Here is a 21,468-nt window from a genome sequence, read left to right as displayed (position 1 = left end):
AACATGGTAAGGTATATAACGTGTCGATCAAGAGATCGCTCGCTTGGATGGGCATTGCGCAGGCGGCGACCTTCCTGTTTCAGTTCGGCTCATCCGTGGTTCTGGCCCGGTATCTCACTCCGCAGGAGATGGGCGTCTTCGCCATCGGATTGGCCATGGTTGGGATGCTTGCCGTGCTGCAGAACTTCGGATTGCAGCCCCTGATTGTCAGGGAGGAGACCCTTACGCGGCCCATGGAAGCCACGACGTTCACTGCTAATACCATAATTTGCATCGTCCAGACGATCGCAACTTTTCTTTTCGCGTTCGTGGCCGCCTCTTTTCTGCGTAATGAAGGGGTCAAGCACATCCTCGTTGTGCTATCCGTCGTTCCGCTGTTCGGCATATTATCATTCATGCCGGGTGCTAAGCTTGAGCGGAACGGCCGTTTCAAGGAAATCGCTCTCATCGGTGCTGTAACAAGCTTGATTGGAAGCAGCGCAACGATCATCTTTGCCGTCTTGGGATTCAAATATATGAGCTTGGCCTATGGCCAGGTTATTAGCGCTATAACTCTTTCTGCCTCATTTATCATTGTTGGACGTAGGTATTGGTTCGCAAGCTTCGGCTTATCGGAGTGGAAGTACATTTTCGGCTTCGGCGTCCAGATGTTTAGTTATTCCGGAATCGTTAATTTGTCCCAGCGCTTCTGCGAGATCATGCTCGGCCGAATATTAGGGCTTAGCGCCCTAGGATTGTACAACCGGGCGAGCGGCATAAACAATATGATCTGGGGCAACATCCACTATCTTGCTAGCCGTGTCATGCTTGTCGATTTCGCCAACCACCATCGGTCCGGAATCCCGATTGGTGACCGGTACATTCAGACGGTTGCCGTCATTACGGCAACCCTCTGGCCTGCCTTCGCGGGGCTGGCGATCTTGGCGCATCCATTCATCGTCATCGTTTATGGGGCGAAATGGGCGGCGGCGGCAGTGCCGCTGGTCTATCTTACGCTATCCTCCATCATCCTTGTTGCCATGACCATGTCATGGGAGTTGTTCACGGTGACTGGCAACGTCGGCACGCAGACTCGACTTGAGGCTGTGAGAACGATTGTATCTGTTTTGCTATTCGTCGGCGCGTGCTTTATCAGCATCGAGGCAGTTGCATTCACAAGGATCATCGACGCTGCCTTTATATTTGTGCTTTACCGTCCCTATCTTAACAAGATGACGGGAACATCATTTAGGGGAATGGCGAAGACCTATTTGCAAAGCACCCTTTTAACGCTCGCCGCCATCTTACCTGTTGCTATTCTCATGCTTACGGCCAAAGGAGCTCAGCCATCCTTATTAATGCTTCTCTGCGCGATTACCTCCGGGATATTGTTATGGGGAGTGAGCTTGTTCATTGTCCATCACCCCCTCACGGACGAAATTCGCGCGATACGGACGCGTGTCTTAACTAAGCCATCTTGACCTTGCCCAAGTGCTTCAGCGCGTCAATTGCGAGCCTGCCTTCGAAGGTTTTGGCACGCGACGAAGCCGCGCGTCAGCATTGAAGAGATCACGCCCTTTCTCACGACAGGGCCGGTGCATTCGGAATAGTGGCTAGAGGTGAATGGGCTACGTTCGACACAACTGAATTCGAAACCGATTTCCTGCTCACTCTTAACCCGACGATGGGGATAGTACGCCAGAAGCGGCGCGATCGCACGCGTGTAGGCAATCGGTCCTGTAACGCGAAGCACGCCATTGCGACCGACGCCGGTCCATGGTCGGTAGGCTCGAATGTTCTCAAGCACGCTATTAATCACGGCGGCTAGAAACGGGTGTCCTGGACGAGCCACGATGTGCCACTGCTGGAATTCACCGCCCGCGATGCCCGAAAGCTCCCGGTGTAATCCATGGCCAGAGTGCGGCTCTTCGGCCTTGTTACGCCATTGCGAAACGACAAACTGTTCATCTAGTGCCAGCACGTCGTTCAGCGGCTTCGAGATACGACTTTTGGTGTCGAGGTAGACGCCGCCGAGCTTATACATCACCAAATAACGGAACAAGTCGGACCGGGCGGCGAGATACTCCGGGCTGATCCGTTCGTAAATTTCGTAAACGCGTGGGCCGTAGTGTAGGAGCGTAAACTCTCGGATCTCCGCTTCTCCATAGAGGCGCTGATGCCAATCGATATTCTCGCGAGCCCCAGCATCCAAATTAGCTTGCAGGACGGACGGTAGTTTGCCGCCCAAATGGACCCGGTGGATAAGGCGAGGAAGGGCAGAACCTAGCGCGAAGCTCGGAATGGAAACCATTATCAAAGCTAGCTCATTCTCAACTGCCGAACAAGGTCGCCTTAAAGCAGATCCCTTAGGTTTGCATCATAGCCACGGCTGGCTTAGTAGTTTGCACCCTTGGCAAGCCCGTAGAGGTCTCCAGCAATCAAAAGGATTGCCTGAGCTGCTGCCGGTCCCATGGACACCAAGTTAGGCTATATGAGCCTGCTTCTCGAAGTCCATGGGCAGAGATAGCCCAAGGTCGAGTGCCTGCGCGTGGGATTGTAGAAGCGCTCGATGTAATCGAACACGTCCTGCCTTGCCTGATTGCGCGTGCGGTAGGTTTTGCGCGCGATGCGTTCGGTCTTCAGCGAGGAGAAGAAGCTCCCTATCGCGGCGTTGTCCCAGACGTTGCCCGACCGGCTCATCGAGCACGTGACCCCGTTGTCGGCCATCAGCCGCTGGAACTGCTCACTAGTATATTGGCTGCCCTGGTCGGAGTGATGCAGCAGCGCATCGGGCTTGCCACGCCGCCAGATCACCATAACCAGCGCATCGGTGACGAGTTGCGCCGTCATCGTATCGCTCATCCCTGTCCTGAGCGACGTCGAAGGGGACCAGCCGACCACCCGCCGCGAGAACAGATCGATCACCGCGGCAGCATACAGCCATCCTTCAGCGGTCCAGATGTAGGTGAAGTCGGCCACCCACTTCTGGTTCGGCGCGTCGGCGCTGAACTGCCGATTGAGCACGTTGCCCGCGATGACCAAGCGTTCGCCATGATCCTTGGGCAGACCGCGGCGTCGCGGCCGCGCCATCAGGCCGTGCACACGCATCAGCCGTTCGACACGGTGCAGGCCACATGAAAGGCCTTCGGCCAAGAGATCGTGCCAGACGCGACGCGCGCCATTAATTCGATAGCTGGAGATGAAGCTGGCCCGGATCTTCCCTGCATACACTTCGTCGCTGCGCGACCGGGCACTTGGCGCCCGCACGAGCCAGGCGTGGAAACCACTGTGCGAGACATCGAGCGCCCCGCAAAGCCACGACACCGGCCAGATCCCTCGATGCTTTACGATGAACCCGAACTTCATATCGAGTCCCTGGCAAAGTAGGCCGCGGCTTTTTTTAGGATGTCACGTTCGGTCTTCATCCGAGCCAACTCGCGGCGCAGCCGCTCAATCTCCTGCTGCTCGGGCTTCATCTGACCGTTGCCCGGGAATGCAGACTGGGGATCAGCTTCCGCTTCGCGGACCCATTTGCGCAGCACGTTCTCGTGCAGGTCCAGGTCCCGAGCGGCCTGCGCTACCGCCACGCCCCGATCTCGGACCAACTTCACCGCCTCGAGCTTGAACTCTCGGCTGAACTTCCGTCGTTGCATTTACACCCTCCGGTTCCGAAAACACCTTATCTTGGTGTCCACGAAACCGGCAGCAGCTCAGCCTTCGAGAGCCCTAATAATACCTAAAGCATATCAATCTTATGTCCTACGCGCTGTTGAGGTTGCTCACGCGCGCCGCAGGCGTAAATATAAGCATGCGCTCCGTGTAGCCTACCATGAAGAAAGCTTATTGAGCCTACGAGCGATCCATTGACGTATGCGAAACCTTAAACTTGATGCGTCATCCCGGTTGGTCTGCTTCGCAAAGTCATGTGGACGTGGTTTGAACCGCACGGGATGCAGCAAACGGGGTGGACCAGGCAAGGGATTAAAGGAAATAGGCTGATTCGTAACCGAAAACGTAGCTTCGTCCCAGAGTCCGGGAAGTATTTCATTGAAGTCGGTGGCTTTAAGGCCGTTAGCAACGACGGTCGTTGCTACGAGCCCTTCATCATTTGGCCATAGCGCAGTCCGATTTAGCTTTCGAGAGTGAGATGTACGCTTCTCGTACGATAGCTCAACGGCTTTCGCGGAAAGTCGTATTGCACCGAACAGGCAAGAATGTGGAACGGCATTCTTCGAAACTGTATGCGGCCACCAAAAGTCTCCTCGCTCTGTTTTTCGCACGCGAGGAGCAAGCAGGTCGGAGCTCGAAGTCGCACAAAGACGAAAGAATTCTGACGCGTCGCCATCAATCCGCACGTCATCCTCTATAATCCAGTAGAAGGATCGCGTCGGGTCAACTCTCCAAGCGATGTAGGCTCCGTAGTCTCCACATCGCCACGCAACGTCCGGCGGAACGTAGAGACCCAACTTATCGTAGCTAAAGCTATTTAAGCTTAGAACCATTGGATCGTCCGATGGGACTGGAGAAGATCGTTCGTCAACGAGAAACTGCACTTCGCATCCGCTAACTTGCCTCAGTTGCTCGGCAAAAAGCTGATTATGCTCATCGACATGTCGTGCCCTAAGAAGGATTATGTCCCGAGACTGGCTCACACAAATTCCTTTTTCGCGTTCTACTTCGATGGCTTCTAGAACAGACGTACACGGCAAATCTCGAATACCCCTCTGCATGACAAGGCACAAGTCTGCATTTCTGCGGCTGTACATTAATATCCTTGTATCTTGCGCAGAGCAGGCACGACGCCGCTTTCGCTAGTACCCGCACATCCGCATTTGCGCGTCGGGTTTCCGATAGCCTGCCTTCGGAAAATGGCGTGGCGATTAGAGTGCCGCCGTCGGCAATGATGCCGTTGGCGCCACGCACGCTGGCTAACGCGCGGTACATCATTCCCGGCGGCGACATGCCCATCTTCATCCGCCGATGTATCAAAGCGAGGCCCATCAGTTTGACTAGAGCCTCAAGGATGCGGAGTTCGCCGGCAAGCCGACGCGGATCAAGATCGCGGACGCGAGGCTACGCGTCACGGCGTCAACCAGAAGACGATCGCGAAGTGGCGCAAGCGCTCATCGACGGCTGATCTTCGAACCGGACCCAAGGAGGCCCGTTTACGACGTTGGCGATCGAGGAGGAGGCAGTGTTGGTCGCGTTCCGGCGCCACACGCTGCTGCCGATGGATGACTGGCGTTGCGCCGGTTGGTAGGATGCGCCAATTCGTTGAGAGACGCCAGACAAGGGATAGCCGCCGCCCTCAGGTGAGAGCGACGGCTTCCTTCTGCTTGCTACGCAGTGGCTACGCCGCGGCGATCGCGCGCACCTTGTTGGTGAAGTTTGCCTCCGAAACCTTCATGCGACGGCGCATCGCGAAGCCGACAGCGCCCATGCCGAGGATCATCATCGCCCAGGTGGCGGGCTCGGGTACGGCGCCATTGGCGGTTGCTTCGAAATTGTAAGTCGTCGAGCCGCGTGTAGTGGCTAGGGTCACGTTATCAGCAAACGCATGAAAACCAGCGCCTGCCGAACTTCCCTGTCCAACGCTGATTCCAACGACATCCCAAGTCCCCATGGAAGCCGTCCATTCGGCAAGCGTCTTGGCGCCATTCTCATTGCCCCTACCGAAGTAGAATTTGGCCGTCGAATCGGTCGAATACCACGTGTCGGGTACCGTCGTGGCTCCATAAACGCCGTTATAGACCCCCTCCCAGATCAGCTCTCCATATTGGAGAATGCCATTCTTGATGTTCAGCCGCAGAGCCGGCGTATAATCCGGGTTTAGCGCACTTACCGTGTCCCCCGCGATGCGCCAGTCGAACGTCAGGCTGCGCACGTCGGCGAGTGACGCAATTGCCGAGGAAAACGAGCTTGTTCCGTCGTACGTAAACCGGCTGACATCACCCTTGAGCTCAAGCGAGCCATCGCCCGAATGAGCCTCGGTACCAGTAATCTTCGCGGAGTTTGCCGTTCCGGTTGTGACACGCCAAGTGGTCGCTTTGGGAGTAACGATTGTCGTGGCAGCCTCTGCTGCGCCAGCCGTTCCCGCGAGCATCACTGCGGCAATCCCAAACTTCGTCATTAAGTTCATGGTTCTTCCCCTCCATGCCACGCAAAGAGCGGGGCCGGGATGCCGTTAACGGCTTGTTCACCTAAAATAAAAAAGCACAACGGAACTAAATCTCCGCTGTCTTATTTTGGCGCATTAACCCACTCACAGTAAATCTTACTGGTCATTGCCCGCTCATTTGATGAAGCAGCGAGCAGTCCTGTCCTGAGGCTTTCCAATCTTCAGAACACGTCTGCGGCATCCGTCTGGACGACAGACACCGCGCGCAGATCTGCGCCAGCTCTCCGCCGCATTCCTTGTACACCACGGTTGTGCTCGAACGCGTAAGGCCGCGAAGCAAACAGCTCGCTGTCCTTTGTTCGTGCTCCTATCGCCACCTGACCGATTCCATGACTGCTTAACCGACAGCTCTTACGCAGAGGCAGTGTTTGGTACCGAAAATATCGATGATACCGCCGCATTGGCCGCGCCTATTGTCGGCCAATCACAAACAGTCTCGAACAATGCAGATAAGCGCCAGGGTGCCGCTACCGCGGCAATGCTTCGCGCCGTTTATCGCAGAAGAGAACGCGGTTAAAAACGTGCTGCCCATCCAGCTAGCGCGCTCATGGAGCTCTGCTTCACGTCCTGCATCACGCCGAACTGGAAGCTGGAACGCGCGCTTCCCTTTACAAAGCCTGCGGTGAGCTGCAGGCGGCGCTCCCCGGCGAGGCTGGCCTGGGTAGTTGTGTAGGTCAGCGACCGAGACGCGAGGTCATAGCCGTTGCTGTAGGTCAGCTTTGCAGAGCCACTCTCGATCGTCAGCGGCTGTGCTACGCCGAAGCTCAACACCCCCCCAAAAAGGGGTGCGCTAGTCTGGAGGCCGACACGCGAGCCGATGATCGTGGTTGATCCAGTTACCAGAGATGCGGCGTCGATCTTCAGCTTGGTGAATCCAACCGAGCCATAGCCTTCGAGGCTCCAACCAGTAGCGAGATCAAACGTGTGGTGAGCTTCGACCATCGACGTAGTCGCACCACGGCCTAGGCGCAGTGCGCCCTCGCCCGTCGGCATGCCCATAACCGAGCCATACTCGTCGATCAGCGAGAGGCGCAGATCGGTCCCCCTTTTCGACCAGCCAAGTGTTGCGGCGAAAGCTGACGAACCCGCATAGCGTCCAGTCGCGACTGTCAGACCGAGCTTGCCGCCATCGACATAGCGGTCGACCCCGAAGCTATTGCCCGCCTGCGGCGCATAGGCGAGTACGCCGTCTGCGAAAGGCGCAAGACCCATCACGTCGCTTTGCAGCAAGTCCTGCGCGTTCCAACTGGCGTGGAAGCCGGTCTGACCGTCGATAAAGGACATGCTGCCGGCGGTGACGCTCGATCGTACATCGCCTTGGTTGGGACCAACGCGGGTATTGGTGAAACCAAAGCTGCCGGCAAACGGACCCGCTGCGAGTTCGGCGTGTCCACCTGCTCCCATCTGCTCGACGCGCCGGCGGAGCCAGTGACCCTGCTTTGCCTCTGGCTTTATGACCATGCCGGCAATCGATCCCGAGAAGTCACGACCATAATCGTCCAGCACGGTAACGTTCGACAACGACGTCTGGATGGCTTCCGCTCCCATGGCGGCTGGAACCGCCATGATCGAGGTCTGTACGCTGGTCTGCTGGGCTCCGTTGGAGAGGGTCGGATTTACCGGGGATAGAGCGGCTTTGAAGTCGACTAGCCCATGGCCAAACACATCATCAACACCCGGCGCTCCGATGTCTGTGGCAGTGTTCAGAATCACGTCGCCTGCCAGCTGCCCAGTTAGTTGCGGCCATTTCGACAAGATATCGGCCGCAAGCGCGGTCACCGTTGGTGTTGCCGAACTGGTACCCGAGAACACGCCTGCCTTGCCATCCACCATGGTGGTGACGTTCGAGCCGATGGCGACGACGTAGCGGTCGGCCATGGTGCCGGCGCGGTTGGAATAGGATTCCAATGTGTAGGCGTTGCTGTTGGGGCTGAGCGAACCGACGAACAGAATGGCGTTACGGTTTGAGGGATTGATCAAACCAGCATCGCTTGGCGACGTTCCGCCGCTGTTGCCGGCGGCATTGACGATCAGGCCGCCGGTCGAGCCGAAGCGGGCCATGGCGTCAGCGTAGAACTGACTGGTGCCGCTGCTGCTAAGCGAGCTGTTGACGAGTTTGATGCGCTTCGCGCCCGCGTAATCGAGCCCTTCGATCGCGTGAATAAGTATCTCAGTCTTGGTGTCTTCGTTCCAATCGGCAATGCGCAACACTGCAATGGTGACATCTGGCGCGAACCCCATAGCTCCGATGCCATTGCGGCCGCCCGCGATGATATTGGCGACCGGCGTGCCATGGTCGGAATGTTCATCGCCCAGCGCGTTGCGCCTTTTGGTAACGCCCTGGCTCGTGACGCTGCCGAAATCCTTCGAAAGAGTGGTATTAATCCGACCATCGAGCTCGCCGTCGACGTTGACGACGCCGTCATCGAGAATTGCGACCGTGACGCCCTTGCCGGTGTAGCCGGCGTCGAGTGCATAAAGCGCATTCACGGTCTCGTTGGCGATGTAGTTGCGACGAAACTCTGCGGTATCGTTGACTGAACGGATCGGCTGCTGGTCCGCGGGTGTGATCACGTAGCCGGCGGGTGTCGCAATCGGCGGTGAGTAGACCGGAGGTGTTAGGGTTGGAAGAATAGGCGTTGGAGCACCGTCGGCAATGCCTCCTACAGAGCCAAGACTACCCGCCGAAGAAATGCCCGTTCCGGCTCCACCACACGCGGCGAGCGACAGTAAACCAACGCCACTGAGCAGCTTCATAACGTTCAGCATAAATGTATCCCTGTTTCATCCACTTAAGCGCCCCTATGCCTGCTGCAAGTCCGGCCTGTCCTGTTTACTTCGTAACAGTACAAATACGAGAAGGGCTGCTTGTCTTGACTATCCTACGGAGAAGAACAGGAAAGCTGCAAGATCTATTATACATCGACAATGCAATATCTTTATACTAGCACTACCCCGCTTAGCTAGGTTCCCAATTGGCATTGATGATGTAGGACGTGATGTCTGCTAAAACCCTATTTTACTGCATTGTATGACTGACTAGCAAGCACGCAAAGTTAACCAATTATCCGAAGCCGCGTGTTGACCTGCCATTAACCTGCCGTTCACCAAAAAGACATGCCTGATCCGGAAATTTATTGCTCCTGTTTCAATTTGGTGCGTTAACCGGCTTTAATGGCGTTAAAAGACGAATTGCCGCGCACGGCCATGTACTATCGGATTAGATTGCAACTGCCCGTGCGCACCTGATGGCGCTACAGCCGAGACGCTTTTAGTAGCCTGTTGTTTTTGCGAGAGTTCGGGGGCGCTGACGTTCCGAATGAGCAAGCTTTTTCTTATGGCCCTGAAATGCGGACGTTCAGCCGCAACCTCGCTCGCTGTCACCCTAATAGCCAGATCTTGGCCTACGCTCCGCGAAGGCAAAGCAGGTCGCCCCTACTTTCATTGCGAGTATGCCATTATGACCTGACTTAGCATATCGCTTTAAGCTTCTGGTAATCCTGCCTCCGCGACTTTGCCGTCCTCATGATTGCGCAAGAGGTTGCGGCGTTGCCTCTCAGAAGACTGCCAGTGGGCGGACAAATGTATCGGCTTACAGCCTTGGATCTGCGCACAACCCAACTCAAGTTGTATTTGGGCGGTCTGCGGTGGTTGGATGCTGCTGAGCTGACCGTCCTCGCCGTGCAATTCGTAACACAGTCCATGCGTGGAAGCACCGGATGACCGATGTATTGCCGGCCAACTCGGCGCAGCTTATGATCGGAAGCGCGTAAGCGTGCGCTATGGCCACCAAGCTCTCTGCTGCCCTAGGGGTGGTCTCGCGGCGCGAAGCGCAGCAGGGCTGGCCGCAATCTCGATCGTGACCAGGCTGATGTTGTCGCGACCATCGCGCTCGAGTGCACCGGCGATCAATGTGTCGGCGAACGCCGGCAAGGGTTGGCCGCAGCTGAGGTTGCCGTCGTCCAGCGATCGCGACAAGCCGTCCGAACATAAAAGCAATCGGTCACCGTCAAGGACGGACACCCGCCGCACGGCAATGTCCACCGAGTCGGCAATGCCCAACGCGCGGGTGACGACGTTGGCCTGCGGGTGATGCATGGCTGCCGCCGGCGTCAATAACCCGGCATCGATCAGGTCCTGCACCAGGCTATGATCGTGCGTCAGCAGCGATACGGTGCGCCCGCGGATCAGATAGGCGCGGCTGTCGCCCACCCAGGCGATCGTTGCGATCCTGCCGGCGAGGTGTGCTGCGACGACGGTCGATCCGGCATCGGTGCCCTCCGCACGATTACGCCTTACGATCGTCCGGTTGGCGGCACCGATCGCCTCGAGCATCGCCGGCGCCGCGCCTGGCCGATCTTCACACGGTTGGCGAAACGCCTCGATCACCATCTGCGCCGCCACGTCGCCGCCATGGTGCCCGCCCATGCCGTCCGCCACCGCCCACAAGCAGCGCTCGGGACAGTCGAAGACGCGATCCTCGTTCACCGCGCGCACCCGGCCGACGTGCGAGCGTGCCACCGATGCGACCATCGCCGCTGCATCGCTCGCCATGCTGGGCTTCGGCCATCGCCATAACCTCACGTCGATTGCGATTCGGCACTGTCATAGGCGGCGACGAACGCCTGATCGAGCGACCCGCCTGCGCCAGCGCCCGAATGATCCAGTTGCGCGGCAAGATCGGCATGCCGCTGCGCAACCTCCTCGACCTGCAGCCCGGTGCGGCTCTTCAACAGCCCGCCGCGAGCTTCCGCCGCCGCCTGCACCGCTGCAGGATCGAACGATGCGACCGCCGCGCGCAGGCTGCCTTGCAGCCCGGCGAAAGTGGCGATGAGGTGGCGCTTGATGTCGCGGAACGATGCCTGCAGCGCCGCCGGGCCGGATAGGAAGTTGCCGGAGCCCGCGAGCAGCAGATCGATCGCCAGGCGCTGTGTCGGTGCCCATTTGAACGGATTGTTGCCCGCGCCGCCGATCGTCGTCCGCGACAATTTGTAATGCCCGCGGGCGCGTTCGCGTTCCGTCATCAGGTCGCCGATGCCGAGTACCATCTGCCGGTAGACCGCACCCGCGCGGTGCATGATCACCGCCGGATCCTCGCTCGACAACATCGACGCATCCAGCCCGGCGCCCTCGCAAAATGCCTCCAGCAGCGATCCGCCAGCGGCACGCGCCGGCGTGTCGCTGCGATCGCTCCAGTCGTCGGGCACCGCCAGCGACGATCCGAGCGGCGGCGTCAGCACCAGCGTGCGCGCGGCATCGCTAATCTCCTCGGCATGCGGCGCGTGGCTGGCCTTCAGCCGGAAGCGGCCGAAGCGGATCGTCGACGGGATCGGCACGGCGACATCGGTCGAGTCCGGGAAGCGGCGCCCGGTGGCATCGTCATACACGCCGTTGGTGCCGAGTGCGCGCAATTGCAGGCCGTTGCCGATCACTGCCAACTCGCAATGCGCGCGCGACAATTCGCAGTCCGGGTCGGCGATCGACCAGTCCGCCGCGCTATCGCGTCCGATCCGCATCACCCCGTCGCGCATCAACCGCGCATCGATCGGCTGAAGTGCGTCTGTGGCATCGAAGAGTTGAAGCATGTACATCGTTCAGGTCCTACGCGGCGCGCTTCACGGGCGTGATGCGCGTGGCGAGCACCGCTTGCTCGCCGACATCGTCACCCGCCAGCCGCGGTTCGATCGCCGCCGCGGCACGGTTGAAGGCATCGAATGCCGCGCCGAATTCGTCGCCGCGGCGATGCGATATACGCAGGGCGAATGCCGATCCCGCCGCCTCGTCCAGCGCCTTGCGCAGGCGCGCGAGCGGCCGGGCGACCATGGCGCCGCTCAGATATCCGACCAGCAGCACCGCCAGCATCACCACCAGCGACAACAGCATCAGCGAGGCACGTGCACCGTCGATCGCCGCGTCGAGTGCAGTGCGGCGCGTCACCAGATCAACCGTGCCGAACCGCGCGCCAGCATAGAGGATCGGGTGCACAAAACGGATCCCAGCGCCCTTGCCAGCATCGGCCGCTGCGCTGACTGTCGAGCTGCCGCCACCCGGCATCACCGCCTCGCCGATCGTCGGGCGATAGCGCCGGCCGACCAGCCGCGGATCGCCGGCAGCCCGGATGACGCCGCTCGTATCGGCAACGATCAGGTCGCGGACCGCCGGATCGCGCGCCGCGGTGGTGGCGAATGCCTGTAACGACGACCAGTCCTGTTCGTTGGCGCCGAGCCCGGCATTCTCGGCGGCCACCACCGCGGCATTGTTGGTGACGAACGAGGCGATCGATCCGCCCGAGGTGATCGCCATCTGTTCCAGCGTCCGCTGCTCACGCGCAAGCGTCGTCGTGGTGCAGGCGAACAGCGCAGCCGCCGTTACGATCGCCAGTGTCAGCGGCAGCTTGAAGCGCAGCGCCAGCCCGCGCTTGGCGCCGGGCTTGTCGTCATGCGCAACGATCTCACGCGCCAGCGCACGTTCCAGCGCCTCGCCAACGGCAAAGCGTTGCTCGGGTTTCTTGGAAAGCAATTTGTCGATGATGAAGCGCAGGCCTGGCGGACAATCCGCGGTGCAGCGGTCGATCGGCTCGACTTTCTCCTGTGCGATCTGGATCGCGAGCGTCGCCAGCGCGGTGCCGGGAAAGGCGACCTTGCCGGTCACCATCTCGTACAGCACGACCCCGAGCGAGAAGAGATCGGCGCGGTGATCGACCGGCAGGCCCAATGCCTGTTCGGGGCTCATGTAGCGCGGCGTGCCGATCAGCTGCCCCACCTGCGTGCGACCCAATTGATCGACATCGCCGATGCGCGCGACACCGAAGTCGAGTAGCTTGGCGGTCTGGCCATCGGCCGACAGCAGGATGTTGGAGGGCTTGATGTCGCGGTGCACGACCCCTGCGCGGTGGGCATAAGCCAGCGCGCTGGCGAGCTGCCGTCCGATCGCCAGCACGCGCTCATACGGCATGCGCCCCTGCTGCTGCAGCACGCGGTCGAGTGGCTGGCCGTTGACCAGCTCCATCGCGATATAGGCGATGCCCTGCGTCTCGCCGACATCGAAGATCGTCGCGATATTGGCATGGCTGAGCGCGCCCGCCGCGCGCGCCTCGCGCAGGAAGCGCGCGCCGATCTCCTTGTCGCGTGCATAATCGGGCTTCAGCACCTTGATTGCCACCGGCCGATCGATTTCGGGATCGTGCGCGCGATACACTTCCGCCATCGCGCCTTCGCCTAGGCACTCGTCGATGTGATAGCGGCCCAGCATGGTCATGAATCGGCGTCTCGTGGTTGGTCGGCCGGCAAGGATAGCAGCAAGCCTTTAACCAATCGCTGTCGAGAGGCATGCAGCGTCATTGTCGCGCCCGCACGGTCGCCGCGATACGCTCCGCGCGGGCGAGATCGCGCCCGATCAGCGGATTGCCCGGGTCGAGCGCGGCTGCGCGCCGCAGCAAGCCGACTGCCCGCACGACATTGCCCTGATTGAGCGCGGCAAGTCCCGCGGTCCGGGCCTGGCGCGCCGCTGCGGGATTGGCGACCGGCGCTGCCGGCGCGGTCGTTGGAGCAGGTCTGGCCGGGGCGGGCCTGGGCCGTACATTCGGGGCAGGGGGCGTTGGCCGAGGCTCAGGGCGGCGCACCGGCGCGGCGCGGGGCGCCTTCCCGGGAATCCGCAGCAACTGGCCTGGGATCAGGACCACCGGCGCCTTCAACCCATTGTAGCGACCGAGTTGGTAGGCCTTCAGCCGGTTGCCCAGCAGGCGCTCGGCCAGTCCGACGATCGTGTCGCCTGCGCGAACCACATAAGCATAGCTGTCAGGGCCGAGCAGGTCGCGCGGGTCGCGGTCGATCGACTCGTTCAGCAGCCGTGCCGACGGGTTCATCGGATCGCGCTTGAGCAATGCCGTCAGCCGCTTGCGCGCGCCGGCTTCGTCGCCGGCGTTGAGCAGCGTGAAGGCGGCTTCTGTCTCCAGCGCGCTTGCCGCGCCGGGTGGGGGAGGGGGGGGCTTGGGCCGGGACGGGCCGCCCGAGCACGCCGCCAGCCCAAGCGCGCAGGCAGCGGCGATGCCAAGCCTCAGCCGGGGGAAATTCATGCACTCAACCTTTCGATGATCGTATCCGGGCCGAAGCCGGGGGACAGCAGCCTGCTGAGCCCGGCGGTATCGTGCACGAAGGCGACGAACCGCGCGGCATCCAGCGGACGGCTGAAATAATAGCCTTGGAACAAGTGGCAGCCATGGTTGCGCAACCAGGCATATTCCGCCTGCCGCTCGACACCCTCGGCAAGCACGGCGATGCCCAGCCCATGGGCCAGCGCGATGATGCTCTGGCAGATCGCCTGGCTGTCACTGCGTGTATCGACCGCGGTCACGAATTCACGGTCGATCTTGATCTTGTCGAATGCCAGCGTGCGAAGCGTACTGAACCCCGAATAGCCGGTGCCGAAATCGTCCACGGCGAGCTTCACGCCCGCGCTGCGCAGTTGCTGGAAGATGCGGCGGCAATGATCGGCATCGCTGGTCGCCACGCTCTCGGTCAGCTCGATCTCGAGGGCGGAGGGCGTCAGATCATGGCGCTGCAACGTGCGCTCGACCAGGATCGGCAGGTCGTCACGCTCCAGCTGCAGGCCCGAGACATTGACCGCGATCTGCAGGTCGTCCAGCCCGCTCGCTCGCCACCCGGCGGCCTCGCGCGCGGCGGCGTTCAGCACCCAGGATCCGATCTCGCTCGCCAGCCCCATTGATTCCATCACCGGGATGAAGCGCGTCGGCGGCACGAGGCCGCGTTCGGGATGGTGCCAGCGCAGCAGCGCCTCGGCACCGCAGACGCGCCCCTGCGCGGCATCGATCAGCGGCTGGAAGTCCAGCGTGAGTTCGCGGCGCGCGACCGCCTGATGCAGATCCTGTTCGAGCCCGTAGCGGTCGCGGGCGCGCTCGGCGAGGTCCACCTTGGCATCCTCGTTGCCCTGCATGCCCTGCGTCAGCGCGAACGATGCCAGCGTGCGCGAGACGAAGGCGGCGGCGGTCAGCCCCTCTTTGCCGTCGAACATGGCGAGCCGCAGATGGACCTGCGGCACGATCTCGCGTTCCTCGTCCAGGATCGCATCGCCCAGCGCATAGGATATCGCGTCGAGCTCGGCGCGCGCTGCGCCCGCATCGGCCTGCTGGCCGATCCAGATGCCGACATAGCCGCGATCGACCTGCGCCAGGAAACGGGTCGGGGGCACCATCTTGCGCAACCGCGCGACCATCGCCGCGAACACGCGCTCGCCGCGAGCAGGGTCGAACGCGGTCAGCCGGTCGAAATCGGCGAATTCGATCACGCCCAGCATACCGCTCTGATCGGCGTTGATCCGCGCGAGCAGCGCTTCGCGCATCGGCAAGCCACTCACCGGATGCGCGCTCGACAGGCGATGATCGACGCTGGCCAGCCGCTCTCCGAGCTCGGCGATGCCATGTTCCAGCGAGTGCGTCGGCAGATGGGCGGTGTGAGTCGCGGCCTCCATCTGGCGCAGTGCGCGACCGATGCGCCGATGCAGCCGCCAGTTCCACGCCAGCAACCCGCTCGCGATCACCGCGAAGGTCAAGCCGGCCCCGACCGCGCTGGCCCACGAACTGGCCGCGACCGCCGCCACCGTGGCGGCGGAGAGCAGCGCAGGCGCGCGATTCGCAGAGGAGACGACTGAACCCACGCGTCATGGCGTAGGCAGAAAAGAATACGGCTTCGTAAAGGCGGCCACATCGCCATGCTTTGCGGACATCTTCTTGCTACCATCGTCACCATGAGCAAACATCCGATTCGCGTCGGCATCGGCGGCTGGACCTACGAACCTTGGCGTGGCGTGTTCTTCCCGGAAGGACTCGCGCACAAGAAGGAGCTCGAATACGCCTCGCGCGCGATGACCGCGATCGAGGTCAACGGCACCTATTACAGCACGCAGAAGCCGGCGACATTCGCCACCTGGGCCAAGACCGCGCCCGACGGCTTCGTCTTCGCATTGAAGGCTTCGCGCTACACCACCAACCGCAAGGTGCTGGCAGAGGCCGGCGAGTCGATCGAACGCTTCCTCGGTCAGGGTATCGTCGGACTGGGCGATAAGCTCGGGCCGATCCTGTGGCAGTTCATGGCCACCAAGAAGTTCGATGCCGAGGATTTCGGCGCGTTCCTGAAATTGCTGCCGGCCGAGCAGGATGGCATCGCGCTGCGCCACGCGATTCATGTCCGCCACGAAAGCTTCGCCGTGCCCGAGTTCATCGCCCTGTGCAGAGCGGCCGGGGTGGCACTCGTCTATGCCGATTCGGTGGACTATCCCGCGATCGCCGACGTGACCGGCGACTTCGTCTACGCGCGATTGGAAAGCGCCGTGGAGGAAGTCACGACCGGCTACACCGACACACAGCTCGATCACTGGACGACAGCCGCGCAGCTTTGGGCCAAGGGCGGTGCGCCTGAGGGCTTGCCCTATGTCGACGCCGCCGCGCCGAAAAAGCAGGCGCGCGACACGTTCATCTTCTTCATCAACGGTGCCAAGGTGCGTGCGCCGGCGGGGGCGATGGCGCTGATCGAACGGCTCGCCTGACCGCACCGGTGCTGTTCCCCGGCGAAGGCCGGGGCCCAGTAGGTAAGGTCGTGATGACGAAGCGCAGCGTTTTCGGTCAGGGCATTGCGACTAGAGCTTAATGAGTTCGGATCGGTTGGAACCCATCCGTTCGGGTTAATGTGAAGTCATCATGGTCTAAGCCCCGGCCCCTGCCGAGGAATACCTTCCAACCGCCGTCTACGCCGCCGGCGCGTCGATCCCCGGAATATCGAGCGGATTGGCCTGCCCGGTAATCGCCGCCGCCTCGATCGTGTCCAGCGCCCGGCGCGCACCGAGATAACGCCGCGCCGCGCCGGTCCAGCGGACCGCCTGCGCCGCACCTGGCATGCGCGCTACTTCGGCCAATGCCGCATCGACCTTGCCACCTTCCAGCAATTGCCGCGCCCGATCCAGCCGGTCGACGGGCAGTGGGGAGGGGGTGTCGGCGCGGTGGATGACGATCAGGCTTACCAGTTCGTGCTCGAGGCTCTGCAGCCAGCCATTGCTCGCCGCGCCGGTCACCAGCTCGGGCGCGATCCCGTCCAGTCCGGCGCGCAGCTCGGCAATGGTGACGGGTTCGCGCGCCGCCTGCAGGATCGCGGCGACCGCACGCGGCTGCGTCGCGCCAAAGCGACTACGCAGCTGATCCTCGATATAGCCGAGTGCCAGGCCGCGATCGAGCGCGCGGCGGGCGGCGAACGCCACCATCATGCTTTCCGCGCGCGTCGCATAGCCGGAAGCCGACTGCGCCTCACTGCCGATCCGGGCGGTCCGCTGTTCGAGCTCGGCGAGCTGCCCGGCCAGCACATTCTCGCGCGTCGATAGCGCGTTCAGGTCGATCACCGGCGCCGGCCCCGCCGGGGCATTGGTCGCCGGCACCACGACGAGCGGCACCTGCCCCTTGGCAATCGTCGCCGGCGTGATGCTCTGTACGGGCAACCATTGGCCGCCATAGCGGTACACTGCCGCCATCGCCAGCAACCCGGCGACGAAGGCGAGCGCGCCGATGATCGCAATTCCGCGGGATCGGGGCCGGGCCGGGGCCACCAGCGGGGTCGGCGTGAAATCAGTCATGGCGCCTTATCCCTGCCCGCGTGCGGCCGGTCAATCGGCGAGCGACCGGGCAGCGGCAAGCAACGCTGCATCCGTCGGCGCTGCTGCGACCGTGCTGCCGTCCCACCCCGGGCCTGCGGCATCGCGCACGGCTTCGCTCAGCGCAGCGATACGATAACGATGTCGCTCGTCTGCCAAGGCGACGAGGCGCCGCGCGGCCCGCGCCGAATGCAGCAGCAGCACTGCGCCCCGCAGCTGCTGGATCGCCTCTGCCGGAATGGGTAGCGCATCGCTGGCATAGACCGTTACCGTCGCGGCGATCGGTCCGCCCGGCGCCACCATCCGATCGCGCCCGCCGAGATAGAGCGCGTGGGAGAAGCCACGGGCGTGGGCCAGCGCGATCAACGCCACCGCGTCCTGGTCACCCGTCTCGACCACGTCGAACCCAGCGTCACGTGCCGCGGTCGCCGTCGCGGCGCCGACCGCTAGAGCCGGCAAGCCGCGCAAGCTTGCGAGCGCGGTGCCGCCAAACCGTACGGCATTGGCGCTGGTCAGGATCAGCGCATCATGGTCGGCCGGATCGGGGCAATGCCACGCAACCGCCCGCACTACGAACAGCGGCAAGCGGATCACGGTCAGCCCCAGCGCCTCGGCGCGGGCGGCGGTGGCGGCGTTGCCCGGCTCCGGCCGCAGCACCGCCACCGGCCTCATGCGGCGAACAGCGCGCGCACTGCCGGTGGCGCGCGGTCGAGTAGGTCGTCTGCCACCCGCCTGGCCAGACCCTCGTCATCCAGCGCGGCGCTTGCCGCGCCCGTGACGTACAAGCTGCCATCCTCCGCCAGCAGCTCGGCGCGCAAGGTCATGACGTCGTCATCGATGGTGGCGAGTGCCGCAACCGGTGAGTGGCAATCGGCGCGCAGCACCGCCAGCAATGCGCGCTCCACCAGCACGCACGCCCGCGTTGCTTCATGGTCGATCGCCCCCACCAGCGCGCGTGCCTGCGCGTCGTCCGCGCGGGTCTCGATTCCTACCGCACCCTGCGCGGGCGCCGGCAGCATGAGATCGATCGGGATCGCCGTGCCCACGTCATGCCGCCCAAGCCGATCGAGCCCGGCGGCGGCCAGCAACGTCGCATCCACCGCGCCGGCGGCCAGCTTGGCCAGCCTGGTGTCGACATTGCCGCGGAACAGCACCGGCGTCAGGTCGGGCCGTGCGCGCCGGAGTTGCGCCGCCCGCCGCGGCGAGCTCGTCCCCACCACCCCGTCCCGGCGGATCCCTGCGATACTGTCGGCACCGATCAGCCGGTCGCGCACATCGGCCCGCGCCAGCATCGCGACGATCGCAATGCGCTCCGGCCGGATCGTCTCGACATCCTTCATCGAATGCACCGCGCAATCGATCTCGCCGTCCAGCAATGCGCGGTCCAGTTCCTTGGTCCACAGCGCCTTGCCGCCAATTTCGGCCAGCGCGCGATCCTGTACCCGGTCGCCGGTGGTGCGGATCGGCACGATCTCCACGGCACCGTCGCGCCAGCCATGCGCGGCGTACAGCGCATCGCGCACCATGCCCGCCTGGACGAGCGCGAGCGGCGATCCGCGAGTGCCGAGACGAAAAGGGGCAGGCATCGCATGGGCGCTAGAAGATGCCGCGCCCTTCGACAAGCTCGGGGCGACCGGCTAGGATGGGGCATGCTCATTCTCGGACTCGAATCCTCCTGCGACGAAACCGCGGCGGCATTGGTCACCAGCGATCGCCGCATCCTCAGCCACCGCCTGGCGGGCCAGGAAGCCGCGCACCGCCCGTTCGGCGGCGTGGTCCCCGAAATTGCCGCGCGCGCGCATGTCGAGGCGCTGATGCCGCTGATCGAGACGGCGCTGAGTGATGCCGACGTCACCCTGGGCGAGGTCGATGCGATCGCCGCCACCGCCGGCCCCGGGTTGATCGGCGGCGTGATGGTCGGCCTGGTCACCGGCAAGGCGTTGGCGCACGCGGCGGGCAAGCCGCTGATCGCCGTCAACCATCTCGAAGGCCATGCGCTCAGCCCGCGCCTCACCGATCCCGATCTCGCCTTCCCCTATCTGCTGCTGCTGGTTTCGGGCGGGCATTGCCAGCTGCTGCTGGTCAAGGGGGTTGACCATTACGTGCGCCTCGCCACGACGATCGACGATGCCGCTGGTGAAGCGTTCGACAAGACCGCCAAGCTGTTGGGACTGGGATTCCCCGGCGGCCCCGCCGTCGAACGCGCCGCGCTTGCCGGCGACCCGTACGCCGTGCCGCTCCCAAGACCGCTCAAGGGCTCACCCGAACCGCATTTCTCGTTTGCCGGGCTGAAGAGCGCCGTCTCGCGCGCCGCCGATACGGGGCAATGGAGCGCCGAGGATATCTCCGCGTCGTTCCAGCAGGCCGTGGTCGATTGCCTGCTCGATCGTACCGCGCGGGCGATCGAGCGTGCCGATGGCGCGACCGCCTTGGTCGTGGCGGGTGGCGTCGCCGCGAACCAGGCAGTGCGGCGCGCGCTTGAAGGCTTGGCGTCACAACACGGCCTGCGCTTCGTCGCGCCGCCGTTGTGGCTGTGCACTGATAATGCGGCGATGATCGCCTGGGCCGGCGCGGAACGCTTCGCCGCCGGTCTCACCGACCCGCTGGACGTCGCGGCCCGCCCCCGCTGGCCACTCGATCCCGTGGCAGAAGCGGTTCGCGGCGCAGGAGTGAAGGCATGAGGATCGGCGTCATCGGCGGCGGCGCCTGGGGCACCGCGCTTGCGCAGGTCGCGGCACGTGGCGGGGAGGAGGTGCTGCTGTGGGCGCGCGAGCCCGAAGTGGTCGCCTCGATCAACGACACGCACGTCAACACCGTCTTCCTTTCCGCCGTGCCCCTTCCCGAATCGATCCGGGCCACAGGTGATCTCGCTGACCTCGTCGGCTGCGATGCGCTGCTCGTCGTGGCGCCTGCGCAGCACGTTCGGTCGGTCCTCGCGGCGCTTGCGGTCGGCACGACGCCGCTCGTCTTGTGCGCCAAGGGGATCGAGGCCGGCACCCAGTTGCTCGTCGGCGAGATCGCCCGCGCGGTGCATCCTGCGGCGCCGATCGCCGTGCTTTCCGGTCCGACCTTCGCGCACGAGGTTGCCGCCGGGCAGCCTACCGCCGTCACGCTCGCGTGCGAGAACGAGGCGCTGGGCGCGCGCCTGGCCGAGCGCCTCGCCGGCCCGGCGTTCCGCACCTATGCGAGCCGCGACGTCGTCGGGGCGGAGATCGGTGGCGCGGTCAAGAACGTGCTCGCGATCGCCTGCGGCGTGGTGGAAGGCGCTGACCTCGGCCAGAACGCCCGCGCCGCGCTCATCGCGCGCGGCTTTGCCGAGATGACGCGCTTCGGCCTGGCCCGCGGCGCGCGTGCGGAGACGCTCGCCGGCCTGTCGGGCCTGGGTGATCTCGTGCTGACCTGCTCGTCCACCGCCTCGCGCAATTTCTCGCTCGGCGTCGGGCTGGGGCAGGGCCGCGCCGCCGCCGAACTGATGGCCGACCGCCGCACCGTCGCCGAGGGCGCATTCACCGCCCCGGTGCTGCGCGAGGCCGCCGCCGCCGCCGGGGTCGACATGCCCGTCACGGCAGCGGTCTGCGCCTTGCTCGAAGGCGCCGACGTGCGTGAGGTCGTCGGCACGCTGCTCGCCCGTCCCCTGACCCGCGAACACGGCTGACCTG

The 21,468-nt window shown here is 63.1% G+C and carries 15 protein-coding genes and 2 pseudogenes; 5 read left to right on the top strand and 12 right to left on the bottom strand.

Annotated features, from left to right (window positions below):
• Positions 1 to 20 precede the first annotated feature (20 nt).
• A complete protein-coding gene (locus NV382_RS12790; protein ID WP_260597123.1) occupies positions 21 to 1,460 on the top strand; it encodes an oligosaccharide flippase family protein in 1,440 nt (479 codons plus the stop codon).
• A 23-nt stretch (positions 1,461 to 1,483) separates the two neighbouring features.
• Here the strand turns inward: NV382_RS12790 and NV382_RS12785 are convergent, their stop codons facing one another.
• Together NV382_RS12785 and NV382_RS12780 are read right to left on the bottom strand one after the other, a co-directional pair.
• Positions 1,484 to 2,290 (bottom strand): glycosyltransferase family 32 protein, encoded by an 807-nt coding sequence (locus NV382_RS12785; RefSeq protein WP_260597122.1) that lies wholly within the window; start codon positions 2,288 to 2,290, stop codon positions 1,484 to 1,486.
• A 171-nt stretch (positions 2,291 to 2,461) separates the two neighbouring features.
• Positions 2,462 to 3,632, bottom strand: a pseudogene (locus NV382_RS12780) (IS3 family transposase).
• A 1,425-nt stretch (positions 3,633 to 5,057) separates the two neighbouring features.
• Here NV382_RS12780 and NV382_RS12775 point away from each other — a divergent pair.
• Positions 5,058 to 5,218 (top strand): annotated as a pseudogene (locus NV382_RS12775) (IS481 family transposase); the annotation flags it as partial.
• A 111-nt stretch (positions 5,219 to 5,329) separates the two neighbouring features.
• On the opposite strand, the gene NV382_RS12770 reads toward NV382_RS12775, so the two are convergent.
• The 7 genes from NV382_RS12770 to NV382_RS12740 form a co-directional block, all read right to left on the bottom strand.
• The gene (locus NV382_RS12770) at positions 5,330 to 6,118 is read right to left on the bottom strand and encodes a PEPxxWA-CTERM sorting domain-containing protein (RefSeq protein WP_260597120.1); all 789 of its coding nucleotides are present in this window, start codon (positions 6,116 to 6,118) and stop codon (positions 5,330 to 5,332) included.
• Between the two features lie 552 nt (positions 6,119 to 6,670).
• A complete protein-coding gene (locus NV382_RS12765) occupies positions 6,671 to 8,926 on the bottom strand; it encodes a S8 family peptidase (protein ID WP_260597119.1) in 2,256 nt (751 codons plus the stop codon).
• 1,011 nt (positions 8,927 to 9,937) lie between these two features.
• Positions 9,938 to 10,711: a PP2C family protein-serine/threonine phosphatase gene (locus NV382_RS12760; RefSeq protein WP_260597118.1), complete on the bottom strand. Its 774-nt coding sequence runs from the start codon at positions 10,709 to 10,711 to the stop codon at positions 9,938 to 9,940.
• A 26-nt stretch (positions 10,712 to 10,737) separates the two neighbouring features.
• Positions 10,738 to 11,748 (bottom strand): type VI secretion system-associated FHA domain protein, encoded by a 1,011-nt coding sequence (locus tag NV382_RS12755; protein WP_260597117.1) that lies wholly within the window; start codon positions 11,746 to 11,748, stop codon positions 10,738 to 10,740.
• Positions 11,749 to 11,758: 10 nt separating this feature from the next.
• The gene (locus NV382_RS12750; protein ID WP_260597116.1) at positions 11,759 to 13,414 is read right to left on the bottom strand and encodes a serine/threonine-protein kinase; all 1,656 of its coding nucleotides are present in this window, start codon (positions 13,412 to 13,414) and stop codon (positions 11,759 to 11,761) included.
• A gap of 79 nt (positions 13,415 to 13,493) precedes the next feature.
• Positions 13,494 to 14,231 carry a LysM peptidoglycan-binding domain-containing protein gene (locus tag NV382_RS12745; RefSeq protein WP_260597115.1) on the bottom strand — a complete coding sequence of 246 codons (738 nt, stop codon included), beginning with the start codon at positions 14,229 to 14,231 and terminating at the stop codon, positions 13,494 to 13,496.
• Positions 14,228 to 15,829 carry a putative bifunctional diguanylate cyclase/phosphodiesterase gene (locus NV382_RS12740; RefSeq protein ID WP_260597114.1) on the bottom strand — a complete coding sequence of 534 codons (1,602 nt, stop codon included), beginning with the start codon at positions 15,827 to 15,829 and terminating at the stop codon, positions 14,228 to 14,230. The genes NV382_RS12745 and NV382_RS12740 overlap by 4 nt, the downstream gene beginning before the upstream one ends.
• 90 nt (positions 15,830 to 15,919) lie before the next feature.
• Here NV382_RS12740 and NV382_RS12735 point away from each other — a divergent pair, with 90 nt between their 5' ends.
• Positions 15,920 to 16,717: a DUF72 domain-containing protein gene (locus NV382_RS12735; RefSeq protein WP_260597113.1), complete on the top strand. Its 798-nt coding sequence runs from the start codon at positions 15,920 to 15,922 to the stop codon at positions 16,715 to 16,717.
• 198 nt (positions 16,718 to 16,915) lie between these two features.
• Here NV382_RS12735 and NV382_RS12730 read toward each other — a convergent pair whose 3' ends face one another.
• From NV382_RS12730 to hemC, 3 genes are read right to left on the bottom strand one after another with little or no spacing between them, the layout of a single operon-like run.
• Entirely contained in the window at positions 16,916 to 17,791 is an 876-nt protein-coding gene (locus tag NV382_RS12730; protein ID WP_260597112.1) for an MICOS complex subunit MIC60, read from the bottom strand.
• Between the two features lie 30 nt (positions 17,792 to 17,821).
• On the bottom strand, positions 17,822 to 18,481 hold the full coding sequence (locus NV382_RS12725; protein WP_260597111.1) for a uroporphyrinogen-III synthase: 660 nt from the start codon (positions 18,479 to 18,481) through the stop codon (positions 17,822 to 17,824).
• Positions 18,478 to 19,395 (bottom strand): hydroxymethylbilane synthase, encoded by a 918-nt coding sequence (gene hemC, locus NV382_RS12720; protein ID WP_260597110.1) that lies wholly within the window; start codon positions 19,393 to 19,395, stop codon positions 18,478 to 18,480. Before hemC ends, NV382_RS12725 begins: the two co-directional genes overlap by 4 nt.
• Before the next feature lie 63 nt (positions 19,396 to 19,458).
• Between hemC and tsaD the strand changes: the two genes are divergently transcribed.
• On the top strand, positions 19,459 to 20,490 hold the full coding sequence (gene tsaD, locus NV382_RS12715; RefSeq protein WP_260597109.1) for a tRNA (adenosine(37)-N6)-threonylcarbamoyltransferase complex transferase subunit TsaD: 1,032 nt from the start codon (positions 19,459 to 19,461) through the stop codon (positions 20,488 to 20,490).
• The gene (locus tag NV382_RS12710; RefSeq protein WP_260597108.1) at positions 20,487 to 21,464 is read left to right on the top strand and encodes an NAD(P)H-dependent glycerol-3-phosphate dehydrogenase; all 978 of its coding nucleotides are present in this window, start codon (positions 20,487 to 20,489) and stop codon (positions 21,462 to 21,464) included. The genes tsaD and NV382_RS12710 overlap by 4 nt, the downstream gene beginning before the upstream one ends.
• Positions 21,465 to 21,468: the final 4 nt, after the last annotated feature.

This window comes from Sphingomonas endolithica (genome assembly GCF_025231525.1).
GTDB classification, from domain to species: domain Bacteria; phylum Pseudomonadota; class Alphaproteobacteria; order Sphingomonadales; family Sphingomonadaceae; genus Sphingomonas; species Sphingomonas endolithica.
Note: the sequence above shows the minus strand (reverse complement) of the source record. Positions and strands in the feature narration are given on the sequence as shown.